The 15430-nt window shown below is 66.7% G+C and carries 11 protein-coding genes; all 11 read right to left on the bottom strand.

Translation table 11 applies throughout. The features are described 5' to 3' along the window. Positions 1 to 3 precede the first annotated feature (3 nt). Positions 4 to 441 (bottom strand): RbsD/FucU family protein, encoded by a 438-nt coding sequence (locus tag EAX62_RS04445; protein ID WP_121900408.1) that lies wholly within the window; start codon positions 439 to 441, stop codon positions 4 to 6. Continuing rightward, on the bottom strand, positions 438 to 1445 hold the full coding sequence (locus EAX62_RS04440; protein ID WP_121900407.1) for a LacI family DNA-binding transcriptional regulator: 1008 nt from the start codon (positions 1443 to 1445) through the stop codon (positions 438 to 440). The genes EAX62_RS04445 and EAX62_RS04440 overlap by 4 nt, the downstream gene beginning before the upstream one ends. Further along, positions 1442 to 2848: a rhamnulokinase gene (locus EAX62_RS04435; protein WP_233557804.1), complete on the bottom strand. Its 1407-nt coding sequence runs from the start codon at positions 2846 to 2848 to the stop codon at positions 1442 to 1444. The genes EAX62_RS04440 and EAX62_RS04435 overlap by 4 nt, the downstream gene beginning before the upstream one ends. 91 nt (positions 2849 to 2939) lie before the next feature. After that, the gene (locus tag EAX62_RS04430; protein ID WP_121900405.1) at positions 2940 to 4703 is read right to left on the bottom strand and encodes an L-fucose isomerase; all 1764 of its coding nucleotides are present in this window, start codon (positions 4701 to 4703) and stop codon (positions 2940 to 2942) included. Positions 4704 to 4861: 158 nt separating this feature from the next. Next, entirely contained in the window at positions 4862 to 5935 is a 1074-nt protein-coding gene (locus EAX62_RS04425; protein WP_121900404.1) for an ABC transporter substrate-binding protein, read from the bottom strand. A 115-nt stretch (positions 5936 to 6050) separates the two neighbouring features. Further along, positions 6051 to 7124 (bottom strand): ABC transporter permease, encoded by a 1074-nt coding sequence (locus EAX62_RS04420; RefSeq protein ID WP_233557803.1) that lies wholly within the window; start codon positions 7122 to 7124, stop codon positions 6051 to 6053. Continuing rightward, a complete protein-coding gene (locus EAX62_RS04415) occupies positions 7121 to 8638 on the bottom strand; it encodes a sugar ABC transporter ATP-binding protein (protein WP_121900403.1) in 1518 nt (505 codons plus the stop codon). Before EAX62_RS04415 ends, EAX62_RS04420 begins: the two co-directional genes overlap by 4 nt. A 255-nt stretch (positions 8639 to 8893) precedes the next feature. Beyond that, positions 8894 to 10504, bottom strand: a complete 1611-nt coding sequence (locus EAX62_RS04410) for an alcohol dehydrogenase catalytic domain-containing protein (protein WP_233557802.1) — start codon at positions 10502 to 10504, stop codon at positions 8894 to 8896. A 26-nt stretch (positions 10505 to 10530) separates the two neighbouring features. Beyond that, positions 10531 to 11643, bottom strand: a complete 1113-nt coding sequence (locus tag EAX62_RS04405) for an SDR family NAD(P)-dependent oxidoreductase (RefSeq protein WP_121900402.1) — start codon at positions 11641 to 11643, stop codon at positions 10531 to 10533. Further along, positions 11640 to 12965, bottom strand: coding sequence for a PHP domain-containing protein (locus EAX62_RS04400; RefSeq protein WP_233557801.1), 1326 nt, complete (start codon positions 12963 to 12965; stop codon positions 11640 to 11642). The genes EAX62_RS04405 and EAX62_RS04400 overlap by 4 nt, the downstream gene beginning before the upstream one ends. Before the next feature lie 2 nt (positions 12966 to 12967). After that, positions 12968 to 15427 carry an alpha-ketoacid dehydrogenase subunit alpha/beta gene (locus tag EAX62_RS04395; protein WP_121900400.1) on the bottom strand — a complete coding sequence of 820 codons (2460 nt, stop codon included), beginning with the start codon at positions 15425 to 15427 and terminating at the stop codon, positions 12968 to 12970. Between the last annotated feature and the right edge of the window lie 3 nt (positions 15428 to 15430).

Here is a 15430-nt window from a genome sequence, read left to right as displayed (position 1 = left end):
AGATCAGGGGTGTTCGTCGGGGTGACGCACACCAATGGTCAACAGCAGGTTGGCGTAGATGCGTGCCTCGCCGGTGGCGATGACGACGGCGACGTCGTTCGACCCCGCCTCCGGATAGAAGTCCCAGCGTCGGATCCCCGTCACCTCAATGTCGGGCAACGCAGCGCGGAACTCATCATGGATGGGCACGTCGATGTGGCCATCCTCCTCGGCCGGGAGCATCACGGCAGCCGCTTCCAGAGGGATCGTCTTCTTCAGCACCTCCAGTACGTCCATGGCATTGACGAGTCCGGGCGCCAGGTTCAGGAAAACGACGGTGCTGCGCGGGTTGGCCCACGTCTCGTGCGGGTAGTTGGAGTCGGCGATCAGGATCTTCGCACCGTGGCCCGCCCCTGCGAGGGCGCGCAACAGCGGCGGGTGGATCATCGGTCCGTGGATCATGTGTGTCCTTTCGAGCTTCCCCGAACGATCAGTTCGGGTTGAATGAGGGAGTGCTCCGGGGAGCCGCCATCCATGAGGCGGGTGAGCTGGGCCACGGCGGCGTGGCCCACCGCCCGGAACGGCTGGCGCACGGTGGACAGGGGTGGCCAGAAGCAGTCCGAACCATCCGCGTCGTCGAAGCCGATCACGGAGATGTCCTCGGGGACGGTGACGCCATTTTCATGGAGGCGGCGCAGGAGACCGAGGGCCAGGTGGTCGTTGCTGGCGAAGACGCCGTCAATGCCGGGGGGCAGACTGCTGGTCGCGTCGTAGGCGGATTGCGCATCCCAGGTGGGGCTGGAGATCTTCTCGAACGCAATCCCCGCCTCGTCGCAGGCCTCCACGAAACCGTTGCGCCGCTCCTCGGCGTCCAACCAGTCGCGCGGCCCGCAGATGTGCATCAGTTTCGTCCGGCCCTGCTCGATGAGGTGTCGGGTCGCGAGCAGTGCGCCGTGAGCCTGGTCCACCCCCACGCTGGACACGGTGGGCGGAAGGCCGACGCGCTGGCCCACGAACACGACGGGCACACGGGTTTCCGCCACCTCGGCCCACTGGCTGGAGCGGCTGTGCCCGCCCAGGATGACCACGCCGTCGACACCCATGGGGATGAGCCGGTTGAGCGTCAGGTCCTCCCCGAAGGGCAGCACCGACATCGACGTGTGGAGGTCGAGCTCTCCGAGGGCTCCCACCACTTCGAGGAATGTACGGGCGTGGCCGTGGAACAGCGGTGTGGCGTTGACGACGTGCACCACGCCGGTGCGGCGCTGCGAGAGGGAACGGGCAGCCAGGTTGGGCTGGTATCCGAGCTCCGCCACGATGGCCAGCACCCTTTCCCGTGTGTCCTTCGCGACCACGTCGGCCCCGCGCACCACCCGGGAAACGGTCTGGCTGGAGACCCCCGCCAGTTTGGCGACGTCAGCGAGGCTGGGTCGCTCGTTCGTGGTGGTAGTGCTGGTGGTGGTCATGGCGCGTACCTGATGGTCTGGGCCGAACGGGCGATGACGTGGTTGCGGTCCTGGGGGTCGAGATGGCCGGTGATCTCGAACTGCGCCAGCAGCGAGCCCAGTGTGGAGGCCTCCGCGGGACCCGCGATGACGGGCACCTGCAGCGCGTCGGCGGTGAGCTGGCACAACAGCGGGTTCCTCGAACCGCCCGCTGTCATGTTGAGCTGCGTGGCCCTGGTCCCGGTGAGGTCGGCCAGGTCCGCGACGCCACGGGCGTACCGGTGGGCCAGCGACTCAAGGATGGCGCGCACCACCTGCCCCTGCGACACGTCGAACGGTGCACCCTGCTGGGACAGGGCCACGGTGACGCGTGCCACCATGTCACCGGGTGCCGCAAACTGTGGCTCGTCGGGGTCGATGAGCAGCCCCAGCGATTCGGCCCTGGTCGCCGCCTTCACAAGGCTCACGATGTCGGCGTCCCTGCCCTCGGCACCCCACTGCCGCTGGCATTCCTGCAGGATCCACAGGCCCGTGATGTTGAACAGTGGCCGCACGCCCCGGTCGCCGCGGGCCTCGTTGGTCAGTCCCAGCGCGTGCGCCTGCGGAGTCAGCAGCGGCTCGTCGCGCGCAACCCCCAGCACCGACCACGACCCACAGGACAGGAAGTAGGAATCCGTGGCCTCGTCGCGCGGCAGCGCATGGACGGCGCAGGCCGTGTCGTGTGCCCCCGCACGCACCACGCGCAGCTGCTCGAGCCCCGCGACGATGCAGGGACCCACCTCGTCGTGTTCGTGGGTGAGCTCACCCACCCACCTTCGAGGGACCTCCAGCGCGTCGAACACGTCCTCAGCCCAGTCCGTGGCACCCGGGTTGCAGAGCCCGGCAGTGGAGGCAATGGAGCGGGACCATCGCCGCTCCCCCGACAGCAGGTGTGTGAAGTGGTCGGGGAGGAAAAGGATCTGGTCGGTTCGCTCAGCCAGCCCGGGTTCCTCGGTGAGGAAGGCAAACATCTGGTTGGCGGAGTTGATGGTGGCGGGCGCTATGCCCGTGAGTTCCCATGCACGTTCATCGGGCAGACGTCGACGGAAGGCCGCCAGCGTGCGCTCTGTGCGCTCGTCCCGGTAGGCGCGTCCCGCGCCCAGGCGTTGGCCTTCCGCATCCAACGGCACCCAGTCGACACCCCAGGTGTCCACCGAGACGCTGCTGGCGTGAGGAAACTGCGCCACGGCCTCGGTCAGGCCGGCGACCACTTCACGCCAGATGAGATCGAGGTCCCAGGCCAGGTGCCCGTCCGCCATGGCGGCGCCGTGCGTGAAGCGGTGCACCTCCACCTGCGACACCTTGCCGCCCTGGAGAGTTCCAGCTGTGATCCGGCCCGACGAGGACCCCAGGTCCACGGCCAGTGCGGTGACATGGCTTCCCACGTCTCCTCCATCCTCGCGTAGGGGTGTCTCGGTGCTTGCAGTGCGGAAGCACCCCGGGAAGCGACGTCGCCGCCACCCGGGGCACATTCTGTCAGCCGTACAACGGACCGAACTGGGCACAGGCCCTGTAGTCGGCACCCTCGGCGTCGGCCGTGCCGAAGCCCAACCAGTTCTTGGGCCTGAAGACCTGCTCGGACGGCACGTTGTGCATGTTCACCGGAATGCGGAGCATGGATGCCAGCGTGATGAGGCGCGCACCGATGTGGCCGTAGCTGATGGCGCCGTGGTTGGCACCCCAGGCGTTCATGACCTCGTACACGTTGCGGAACACGCCCTCGCCCGTCAGGTTCGGGACGAACCACGTGGTGGGCCATGCACGGTCCGTGCGGTCCTCGATGGTGGTGGCCACCTCGTCGGGCAGTTCCACGGTCCAGCCCTCGGCGATCTGGATGACCGGGCCCAGACCGTCGACGAGGTTGATGCGCGTCATGGTGACGGGCACCTCACCCGCGGAGCGGAAGTGGGTGGAGAAGCCTCCGCCGGGGAAGTACTCGACGTTGGCCGGGTGGAACGTGGTGGCATCCAGTTGCGCCTGGCAGTCCACTGCTGTGAGGTCCCACCACTGCTTGATGGTGGGCTTGCCGTCTTCCTGGGCGGCGAAGGTGCCGTCCAACGTGGTGGAGCCGGAGTTGCGGAGGTCAAGGAAACCATTGGCCGCCTTGCCCTCCAGCGTGTGCCCCGTGACGCGCTTGACGGCGTCGGGGCTCCAGTACGTGCGGACGTCGGAGAAGATCTGAGCCCTGTTGGTCAGGAGATGGTTGAACAGCATCGAAGCCCCGTTGAGGGCGTCGTTCTCCGTGGCCAGGATGTAGGGGGCCCTCGTGCCGTTCCAGTCGAACTGGGTGTTCAGGACCGTCTCCATGACGTCGCCGTTGGGCTTGCCGTCGGTCCATTGCCGCTGGCCCTGGAAACCGGCGGCGAGGGCGCCGTGGCCCATCGCCTCCTCGCCCCAACCTGCCTCGGCAAGCTTCGGGTTGCCCACCATGAGGTCACGGCCGATGAGCGTCATCTTGGTGACGTACTGCCACCACTCCTCGTGCCGCTCCGGGAACTGGTTCTGCTCGGGGTTGAAGTCCTCGCCCTGGGTGAAGTTGTCACGGATCCAGGCGTAGGCCTTGGCGTACTCGTCCTTGTCGTAGATCTCGTTGTCGACGCGGCGGCTGACCTCGGACATGTCCACGTACTCGTTGCGCATACCCAGGTATTTGCCCCAGAAGCTGTCGCTGACCACGGAGCCCGCGATGCCCATGCAGACCGAACCGATGGCCAGGTAGGCCGTGCCCTTCATCTGGGCGACGGCGAGCCCGCACGTGGCGTAGTCCAGCAGTCGCTGGCGCACGGCGTCGGGGATGCTGTCATCGTCGGCGTCCTGCACGTCCTCGCCGTAAATACCGAAGGCGGGGATGCCGAGTTGGGCGTGCCCGGCCAGGGCGGCCGCCAGGTAGACGGCGCCGGGACGCTCGGACCCGTTGAACCCCCAGATGGCATGCGGCATGGTGCGGTCCATGTCGATGGTCTCGGTGCCGTAGCACCAGCAGGGTGTGACGCTCAGCGTCAGTCCCACGTTCTCACGACGGAACTTGGTGGCCGTTGCCTGCGCCTCCGCGACGCCGCCGATGGTGGTGTCGGCAATCACGCACTGCACCGGCGTGCCGTCGGGGTAGCGCAGTTCGGACTCATACAGTGCCGCGACGCGCCTGGCCATGTCCATGGTCTGGTCCTCGAGGCTTTCGCGGACACCGCGTCGACGGCCATCAATGATGGGCCGGATACCGATCCTGGGATAGTTCGTCATGGTTGCTGATCACACCTTGGAATTGTGGATTGTGGGTACTGGGGTACTGCGGGGCTCTGCGGCCACTGTCGTGCGCCGCAGAGGGTGGTGGCCAGGGGCGCCGACGGGAATCCCGGCGGCGCCACTGACCCCGTGGGTCGGCCCCGAGGGGCCGGGACTCACTCGTAGAGGTTGGACTTGATGTCCGGGTCTTCCATGTTGGTCTTGTCGTACCAGGCGAAGCCGGAGTCAATGATCTTCGGCAGTTCCTGACCATCGACGGCCATGATGGCGGCCTTGACGGTTTCGTAGCCCATCTTGACGGGGGACTGGGTGATGGCGCCGGCCTCAACGCCGGAGCCAATGGCGTCGAGCTGGGCCTTGCCCGAGTCGAAGCCGACGAGGGTCAGTTTCTTGCCCGACTCCGTGACACCCTGGAGTGCGCCGATGGCGGCTGCCTCGTTGGTGCCGTAGATGCCCACCATGTCCGGGTTGGCCTGGATCATGGCCTTGGCGGTGTTGGCGGCAAGGCCCACTTCACCTGCGTACTGGGGGTCAAGCACCTTGACATCGGGTGCGTTCTCCTTCATCCACTCCTGGAATCCCTCACAGCGCTGGATGCCGGTCTGGGAGGTCTGGTCGTGGCAGACGAGCCCGACGGTTCCCTTGTCGCCGACGAGTTCCGCCATGTGCTTGGCAGCCTCAGCGGCCGCAGCCCTGTTGTCCGTCTGGACTGTGGTCAGCGGAATGTCCGAATCCACACCGGAGTCGAAGGCGATGATGGGGATGTTGGCGGCCTTGATCTGGTCCAGCACGGGGCTGGCCGCGCCGGAGTCCAGCGCCGCGAAGCCGATGGCGGCAGGCTTGCTGTTCAGTGCCGTCTTCAGCATGTCGAGCTGCTGCGTGACCTGCTGCTCGTTGTCCGGGCCCACGAACTCGACCTTGTAGTTGAACTCGGTGCCTGCCTGCTGTGCCCCCTCCTTCACCGCCTGCCAGAAGCGGTGCTGGAAGCCCTTGGACACCAGGTAGATGGTCTTGGTGCCGTCACCCTTGGTGACCTCACCCATCGGCTCGCCGGAGGTGCTTTCCATGGGGGATGCGCTGTCCATGGGGGACGCGCTGTCCATGGGGGACGCGCTGTCCATGGGGGACGCGCTGTCCATGGGGGTTGTGGTGGGTGTGGATGTGGAACAGGCTGTGAGGCCGAGCGCCAGCAGTGATGAGACTGCGATGGCGGAACGCAAGAGACGCATCTCTTTCCTTTCGTTGGGGTGAAGCGACATCGCTTCCCCTTGGTGCGTGTTGACGGGAAAGCGATGGCACTTCCCCCCCGATGAGCGATTCAGTTGTGGATGTGTGCGGCAGGTGTCACACCGCCGCGGCGCGGCTCCGTCGGACGTTGTCGGCGAAGACCGCGATGAGGACGACCACACCCACCACGACGAGCTGCCACTGCTGGGCGAGGCCCATCATCTGCAGACCGGTGTTGAGTGTGTTCATCAGGAGGGCACCCACCAGGGTGCCGATGATGTTGGCGCGGCCGCCGGCCAGCGAGGTACCGCCGATGACCACCGCTGCGATGACCTGCAACTCGAACCCGAGCCCCTCAGCGGGCTGGACGAAGCCGAAGCGCGCGGAGTACAGGACTGCACCCATCGCCATGAAGATGCCGGCCGTCACGTACACGAGGATGAGCCAGAACTTCACGTTGATGCCGGAGAGCCGGGTGGCCTCCTCGTTGGAGCCGATCGCGAGTGAGTACCGGCCGAGGATCGTCTTGGACAACATGACAGCGGCCACGATGGTCAGGAGAACAAAGATGAGCGCCGCGTTGGAGACGAACGGAAGTATGCGTCCGTTCGACAGCGCGATGTAGTCGGGGTTGGCGATCTTGATCGACTGCGCCTTGGAAATGATCAGGGCCAGACCGCGGGCGATCATCATCATGGCCAGGGTGGCGATGAAGGGCGGCAATCCCAGAATGGCGATGTTGAAGCCGTTGATGAGTCCGATGAAGGCTCCCACCAGCAGGGTCAGCAGCAGTCCGAGCCCCATGGGCAGGTTCATGTAGTCGGCGCCGAGGAAAATGCCCGCCATGACAGCGCACAGCGTCATGCCGGTACCGACGGAGAGGTCGATGCCGCCGGTGGCGATCACGAAAGTCGCGCCGAGCGCCAGCACACCGATGGTGGAGGACTGCAGGAGGATGTCGGTGAGCACGTTGGGTGAGCCGAAGTTGGGGGCCACCACCAGGAAGAAGACGTAGACGGCGATCAGCGCCGCGAACACGAACACCTGTTGCAGTGACGACCTGACGAAGCGCGAAAGACCGGAGGGACTGCTCGCCACGGAACCCGCACGCCCCTCCTGCGCCTCCGAGCCCATCTCGACGTCGTGGGGGACCACAGAAGTGTCGTGGTCGGGCTTGAGGGTGTTGCTCATGCTGCGTCTCCGCTCAGTTGTGCTTTGCCGACCGTGGCAAGCTCCATGATTTTTTCCTGGTTGGCGTCCTCGTTCTCGAGGACCCCCGTGATGTGGCCGTGCGCCATGACGGCGATCCGGTTCGACATCCTCAGCACCTCGGGCAGTTCGGAGGAGATCATGATGATCCCCTTGCCCTGCCCGCACAGCTGCTCGAGCAGCCCGTAGATTTCCTCCTTGGCGCCCACGTCGATGCCTCGCGTCGGTTCGTCGAAAATGAGGATGTCGCAGTTGCGCACGAGCCACTTGGCGATGACGACCTTCTGCTGGTTGCCACCTGAGAGCTTCCCCAGCAACTGGTTGACCGACGGGGTCTTCACCCTGAGCTTGTCGGAGTACTCCTGGCCCACGGTGCGGATCTTCCCGTCGAGGATGAACCCTCCGATGTTGAAGTCCTTCATTGCCGCCATCACACAGTTGGCCTTGACGTCCTGCTCCAGCAGGAGCCCGAACTGTTTGCGGTCCTCCGACAGGTACCCCATGCCGTTGCGGACCGCGTCGGCCGCCGTCTTGTTGGACACCTTCTTGCCGTGCATCTCGATGTCACCGGTGACCCGCGGGTCGGCGCCGAAGATGCAGCGTGCCACCTCGGTGCGCCCGGCGCCCATGAGGCCTGCGAATCCCAGGATCTCGCCGCGCCTGAGCTCGAAGTTGATGTTGCGGAGCAGCTTCTTGGTGCTGAGGTTGCTGACCCGCAGCACCACCTCATCCGACAGCGGCTTGGTGCGGGGTCGCGCCTCTGCGGAGACCTCGCGGCCCACCATCATGGAGATGATCTCGCGCATCGCCACGTCCTTGGTCACCACCGTCCCGATGAACTGGCCGTCGCGGAGGACGGAGACCCTGTCGGTGATCTCCTCGATCTCCGGCATCCGGTGCGAGATGTAGATCAGGCCGGTTTCGGGCTTCACGAAGTCACGGATCATCGTGTACAGCGCCTCGGTCTCAGCGATGGTCAGGGCCGCGGTGGGCTCGTCCATCACGAGGATCCGGGAGTTGTACGACAGCGCCCGGGCGATCTCCACCATTTGCTGGCGTGCCACGGACAGGGTCGAGATGAGCGCTTTCGGGTCGACGTTCATGCCGAGGCGCTCGAAGAGCTCTGATGCGTCCTTGTTGAGTTTGCGGTCGTTGACCCAGCCCGACGAGTGGCTTCCGGGGCGCCCCAGGAACAGGTTCTGCGCCACCGTGAGGTCCGGCACCATGTTGAGTTCCTGGTGGATGATCGACAGGCCCAGATCGCGGGCGTGGTTCACCCCGGAGACCTCCACCCGCTTGCCTTCGAGCCAGATCTCGCCACCCGGGTCGGCCGTGTAGATGCCGGTCAGGATCTTCATGAGGGTGGACTTGCCGGCACCGTTCTCGCCGCACAGGCCCAGCACCTCGCCCGCCTCCAGGTCCAGGTCCACGTTCTGCAGCGCCTTGACCCCGGGAAAAGTTTTACTGATGTTCTTCAGTTCCAACAGCTTGGCCATACGTACTCCTTCGTACAGCGAGGTCGGAGCGTCCATGCGCCGAGGCCTCAGAATGTTAACGCTAGCACTGCTGGGTGCACTTGCGACTCTTCGTTACCAAAATGTCACTTTCGCGGGGTGTTCACCCGCGGGCGAGAGGGCCCTGTGGCACTCGAGGGCGTGGGTGACGGCTTGCGGGCGGCAAGGATCCGACCGGCCTGCTGCGCCCCGGCAGCAGGTCGGTCGGGTCCCCTGAGTTGTCGGGCAGCACCACCGTCACCGTGGAGCGAGGAGTGCTTCCTCTGCGGCCTTGGTCCACACCCCGCGCTCCAGGAGCGCCGCGACGTGCGGCAGGGAATCGGGCATGTCCACGAGACGGGTCAGCGGCAGGTCGGGCAGGCTCGGGTAGACCATGATCTTGCCGCCGGAGGTGCGGTTGATCACCGCATCGATGGCGTCCTGGAAACCGGCCATGCCACACACCGCGTCGAGCGAGATGTGGGTGTCGATGATCCCCCGCTCGATCTTGTCGAGCACGGTGCGCATGTCGGAGACGTCGGATCCCGAGGTGCCCAGCATGAAGATGCGCCGCTCGAGGATCCCCTGGAGGTCAAACTCCCCCAGAGTGCCCGCCGGGATCCCTGCGAAGGCGTTGACGATGGCGCCCTCCCCGGCGAGGTCGACGGCCTGACTCACCAGCGCCGCCACGGGGACCATGCAGCTGAGGTGGGTGTATCCGGGCTGCAGCTGCGTTGATCCGGAGTTGATGATCTCCAGCGGCACGCCCCTGGCTTCGGCGACCGGCCCGACGACGGCCTGCAGGTGCGCCAAGCGGTCATCACTGAGGTCCGTGCCGGCCACGGTGATGCCGGGGATCTCCGAGGTGACGGCACGCATGGTGTGCATCTGGCCCATGGGGCCGGCGGCACCGATGATGGCCACCCGGTCCCCCTCGCGCAGCTCGCCCGTCTCCGGGATCCAGGCGTAGCCCGCGGCCGGGTCATTGCCCGTGGTGCCACAGAACCGGATGAAGTCGTAGTGCACCCGCCCGATGTCCAGGGCAACCTTGCGTTCCAGTCGCCCGCCGCCCAGCACGACGCACAGCACGGCCCGGGTGCCGAGTCGCGGCGCCAGCACCTCGACGACGGCCGCGTCGTGTCCGAAGTAGATGATGTCGTCGAAGGGCTCCCCATCCGCGTCGGCAACCTCACGAGACGACAGTCGGACCATCTCCGCCGGTTCGTTGCCGCGGGTCAGGTCGTCGAGTCCGTGGACCTCGCCGTCGGAGACCACCAGCATGCGGCCACCGGCCAGGACGTGGTTGCGTTCGCGCCATGCGTAGGACCCCTCGACCGTGGCCCAGGGCTCGATGAGGGCGACCGCTGCCGCCGACGGCCCGTCGGTGACGTGGATGAGGAACTCCTCACCCGAGGGCGAGACCACGCACCGCTCGTCGATGACGACGAACTCCTGCAGGGCACCCTCGAAGTTGTACCCGAATGCGCCGTTGGACGTTGCGGTGCGCAGGTGCTTCCAGTCCGCCTGGACCAGCACCCGGTCACCCACCCGGAAGTGCGTCACCTGGTCCCCCACCTCGACGATGCGACCCACGGGTTCGTGTCCCGGCACCGTGGGGGCGGCACCCGGCTTGTATCCGGGGATCTGCGCCAGGGCGTCGGGGTCGATGCCGCTGACCACCGCCGCCTTGCGGGGGTGGGAGTCGAAGGCCTTCAGCAGCTTGGTGTCGCTGAAGCAGATCCCGCAGGCCTCCACCTGCAGCATCATCTGGTGCGGGCCCACCGGGTCAATGGGCTTGGCGTCGTTGTGGACGATCTCCCCCACCCCGGTGAACTGGATGGCGTGCTGGGTCTGTGATCCGTGGCTCACGGTTGTCCCTCTCGATGGTGTGGGTTTCAGCTGCTCAACATGACTTGGCCGCCCGTGACGGGGACGGCCTGGCCTGTCTCGTAGGCCTGCTCGACGATGTAGTAGAGGGCTCGCATGACGTCGGCGCCCAGCGCCCCCCGCCCCATGGGGACCTTGGACTCGTAGAACGCCCTGACCTCTTCTACTTCTGTGGCGCCGGGGACCTTGCCCGAGCGCAGGTACTGGACGAACAGCCCGTTGACAGGGTCGGACCAGAGCGGTCCGTCGAAGAAGTTACCGGGGCAGATGGCGTTGACCTTGATGCGGCTCTCCACCAGTTCCAGGGCGAAGCTCTGGACCAGCCCGATGCCACCGAACTTGCTGCCTGCGTACGCACCGTTGCGGTTGGAGCCGACGAGTCCGGACTTGGAGTTGATCTGGATGATGTCGGTGGCCCAGTCCGGCGCCGCGACATTCTGCAGGCGCAGCACCCGCCCGAGGTGTTTCGTCACGAGGAAGAACGCCGTGTAGTTGACGTCAGTGCTCAGCGCGAAGGCCGCGAGGTCCTGCTCGAGGACGGAGCCGGCGCGGGCGATGCCGGCGTTGGAGACCACGAGGTCAATCCCGCCGCAGGTGGCCACGATGGTGGCCGCCAGGTGCGCGACGGAGTCCTCGTCGGCCACGTTGCAGCCCACGGCGGTGGCCCGCTCCCCCAACTCCTTCGCGAGCGCTGTGGCGCCGTCGAGGTTGAGGTCGGCGATGAACACCCAGGCGCCGGAGGCGTGCAGCGCCCTGACGATTCCCTCGCCGAAGCCCTGGGCGCCACCGGTGACGAGCGCAACCCGCCCCGCGACGACGCCAGCCCTGGATGCGGCACTCCCGGCCGCTCCATCCCGAGGATCGGGCACGGGCACCGCACCGGGAAGGTGCCGTGCCGTCACTGTGACCCGATCCTCGCCACTGGTCAGGCAGACAACGGCGGGCAGCGTCAGCCCCGCGGGGAGGGCATCGCGCAGGAGCTGCGCGGCCTCCGCCGCGTCAGAGGCGTCCACGTCGATGGTGATGCTCGGCTCCGACGTGGCGGGGGTGAGCACCACCGGGGTGGCATGGGCATCCAGCAGGACACCGCGCAGCAGCACCAGCAGGTCGTCGGTTCTCATGGGGTGGCTCCCTTGTCGGAAACGAGCTGGCGGCCCAGTTCTCCGTAGGCCGAGATTCGCTCGGACAACGGGAGGTCCGCCATGGGGTTCTCGGGGTGCAGCAACCCGCGTCGCGGGTCGGCATCCGAGAGCACCTCGTGCGCCACCAGCGCCCACGTGGAGTCGCCCAGGTGGGCGAAGCGGGGTTCGGCCAGCTCGGGACAGGAGAACACCTGCCGGGGCTGGTTGATGTCGACACCGGAGACCTGGATCATGTCGTGGGCATCGGCCAGCGCGGAGATGCGCCCCAGCTGCGCCGCCGTGTTGCGGGGCGGCATGAACGTGATGGCCGGGAACCCCAGGTTGCGCAGGTACGCGACGAGTTCGTCGAGGTAGGAGTCCTCGAACGCTTCGGCTCGCTTGTCACCGGTCGGCGAGGCCGACACGTCGCCCAGGTAGGCGTAGCAGGGGATGGCGCCGATGCGGAGCGCGAACTCCACCACCGTGCGTGCATCCGGCAGTTCCCCACCGTGGACCATCCGCTCGGGCTGGATGTAGAAGCGCTCGAGGTATTCCGCCTTGAGCAGGCCCAGGAGGTCGTGCGGCAGGAACAGGTTCCCCGGGTCCGCGAGCACGGCCCGCAGCGGTCCGGGGATCCCGACGCCCATCTTCTGGAGCCCCTCCACGAGGGCGTCGCCGCGCCCGAAGCAGGCGATGAGCGCCTCCGACATGGCGTAGAGCAGGTGCCGCTCGGTAATCGTGCCGCCGGAGGCGAACTGGGAGATGCCGACGACGTCGGACTCGAAGTCCATGGTCGGCGCCCCGAGTGCCGCGAGGATCTTGTTGGCACCCTCGGTCATGCGGCGGGTGCGCTCCAGCCGTGCCGCACGGATGGGACGCAGGAAGTCCTCTGCCGCCTGGCGTGAACGGGCCGGGATGGCCTGGACCGTCATGTAGGCGACACCCTCGGAGTCCGGGTTGTTCACCTTGCGGTCCGCGAAGGGGGCGCGCCCCTGCTCCACTTCCTCTGCGGAGTGGAGCATCACCCGGCACTCGAAGCCCGTCACCACGCCCATTCCGAGGATGGAGCCGGCGTCACGCATCTCCGCGGCTGCGGCCACGGAGTCGTGGTCCACGGACCCCACCACCTGCAGCCCCGCCTCCCGGCCCCGCAGGCACGCCATGGCGGGTGTGTAGGGGCTGAAGCTGTAGATGGTGTGGATGTGGTTGTTCGACTCCAGCGTCAGGGGCGGGAAGTCGTTGCCGGCATCCACCCAGCGACGCAGCGCACCGACCCGGTCATCCGGCGTCGCGCCCGGGTCGTTGACCACCTCGATCGTCACGCTCACACCCCTTCCCGGGAACGACGTGCCAGTTCGGACTCGGTCTGGTTCGTGGTGGGGGTGTAGTTCTTCAGCGGGAGGATCCGCTCGTGGATGGCGTCGATGAGCCAGTTCGGCTGCGGGAAGAACTCCTTCTCCAACTCGGCGGCCGGCGTGATGGTGTTGCGCGAACCCACCACCGTGACGGGCGCGTCGAGGTGGTCGAACGCGAGCGTGGAGACCCCTGAGGCGACGTTGTGCAGGAACGAGCCGCGGTCGACGGCATCGGAGGTCAGCAGCAACCGCCCGGTCTTCTTCACCGACAGGACGATGGGACCCAGATCAAGTGGCGCCACGAACCGCAGATCGATGACCTCGGTGGAGATGCCGTGCTCCTTCTCGAGGGTCTCGGCGGCCTCCATCACCCGGTAGAGGGTGGCGCCCAGGACGCCGATGGTCAGGTCGGTCCCCTCCCGGCGCACCACGGGCTGGCCCTCGGGCACCTCGTAGTACCCCTGTGGGACGCCGTCGGCCTCGAACTCCTCGGCACGGTCGTAGAGCAGCTGCGACTCGAAGAAGATCACGGGGTCGGTGCCGCGCAGGGCGAGGTTCATCATGCCCTTCGCGTCGTAGGGTGTGGCCGGGTAGTACACCTTCAACCCGGGCATGTGCGCGCACAGGGCGGCCCAGTCCTGGGAGTGCTGGGCACCGTACTTGCTGCCCACCGACACCCGGACCACCAGGGGCATCTCGAGCAGCCCCGCAGACATGGACTGCCACTTGGCTGCCTGGTTGAAGATCTCGTCGCCTGCACGTCCCAGGAAGTCGCAGTACATGAGCTCGACGATGGCCCGGCCACCCGAGAGGGCGTAGCCGACGCCGGCGCCGACGATGGCGGCCTCGGAGATGGGCGAGTTGAACAGGCGGTGGTGCGGCAGGAGCTCGGTGAGGCCGCGGTAGACGGCGAACGCGCCGCCCCAGTCGCGGTTCTCCTCGCCCCAGGCGCACACGGTGGGGTCGGTGGCGAACCGGTGGGCGATGGCCTCGAAGAGCGCGTCACGGTAGGAGAACGCACGGGCCTTGCTGACGGGTTTGCCGTCGGCGTCCAGCGCGGTGCGGATCTTGTTCTTCAGCGACTTGACGCGGGCGTTGTCCTCCAGCGGCTCCAGCAGTTCGGGCTCACCGTCGGCCATTTTCTCCTTGTTGCCGTTCGAGTACATGACGGATTCGATGAAGTCCATGTGGACGCGCGGCGAGGTCTCCTCGTCCTTGGTGCACAGGGCGATGATCTTGGTGAGCCGCTCGTCGAAGCGCGCCCGGATGTCATCCACCTCGCTCTGGCCCACCACCTTGTTCTCCACGAGGTAGGCGGCGTAGTTCTTGAGCCCGTCGTGCTGCTCCCACATCTCCACCTCGTCCTTGCTGCGGTAGCTGGAGGCGTCCGAGGGTGAATGACCCGAGAAGCGGTAGGTGATGGTGTCCGTGAGCACCGGCCCACGGCCGGCCTCGAGCAGCTTGCGCTTGCGCCACACGGAGTCGGCGACGGCCAGCGGGTTGAGACCATCGACGCGCTCGGCATGCATGGCCTCCGGGTTCACCCCGGCCCCGACGCGGGCGAGGATGTCGTAGCCCATGGTCTCGCCGGAGGTCTGGCCACCCATGCCGTAGAAGTTGTTGAAGAAGTTGAACCAGATGGGCGGGTTGCCCTGCACACCGTCGTTCCACAGCGTGCGGTACTGGTCCATGGCCGCAAACATCATGGCCTCCCAGACCGGGCCACAGCCCATGGAGGCGTCACCGATGTTGGCGATGACGATGCCCTCCTGCCGGTTGACCAGCTTGAACAGCGCCGAACCGGTGGCGATGTCCGCCGAGCCGCCCACGATGGCGTTGTTGGGCATGGACCCGAACGGTGAGAAGAAGGCGTGCATGGAGCCGCCGAGGCCCCGGTTGAAACCGGCCTTGCGGGCGAACGTCTCGGCGACGGTGCCGTACAGGATGAAGTTCTCCGCCACGTCGGCCAGTCCGTCGTTGCTGATCTGCTCCGCGAAGGACAGGGTCTCGCCGTCGAGGAAGCCCTTCATGATGGATTCGAGACCGGAGGGGGCGAGCTTGCGTGCCGCGGAGAAGCACTTGGCGAGGATCTCGCCGTGACTGCGGTGGGACCCGAAGATGAAGTCGGTGGGCTCCAGCTGCGACGCCTGCCCGACGACGGCGGACTCCTGACCGATGGACAGGTGCGCAGGGCCACGGTGGTCGTACTCCACCCCGTTCCACGCACCGGTGGTCTTGATGGAGTTCAGCATGGTCTCGAACTGCCGGACGGCGATCATGTCGTGCAGGATGTCGACGAGGCCGTCCTTGCCGTGGCGTTCCAGCTCGGCTGCGAAGTCGGGTTCGTACGCGTTGACGGGAATGTCCGGCGTCTTGATGGTGGCCTTCGCCCGGACGGTGATGGGGTCGACGATGAGTGAACGGGGCATGGT

This window comes from Tessaracoccus antarcticus (assembly GCF_003688855.1).
GTDB classification, from domain to species: Bacteria; Actinomycetota; Actinomycetes; order Propionibacteriales; family Propionibacteriaceae; genus Arachnia; species Arachnia antarctica.
Note: the sequence above shows the minus strand (reverse complement) of the source record. Positions and strands in the feature narration are given on the sequence as shown.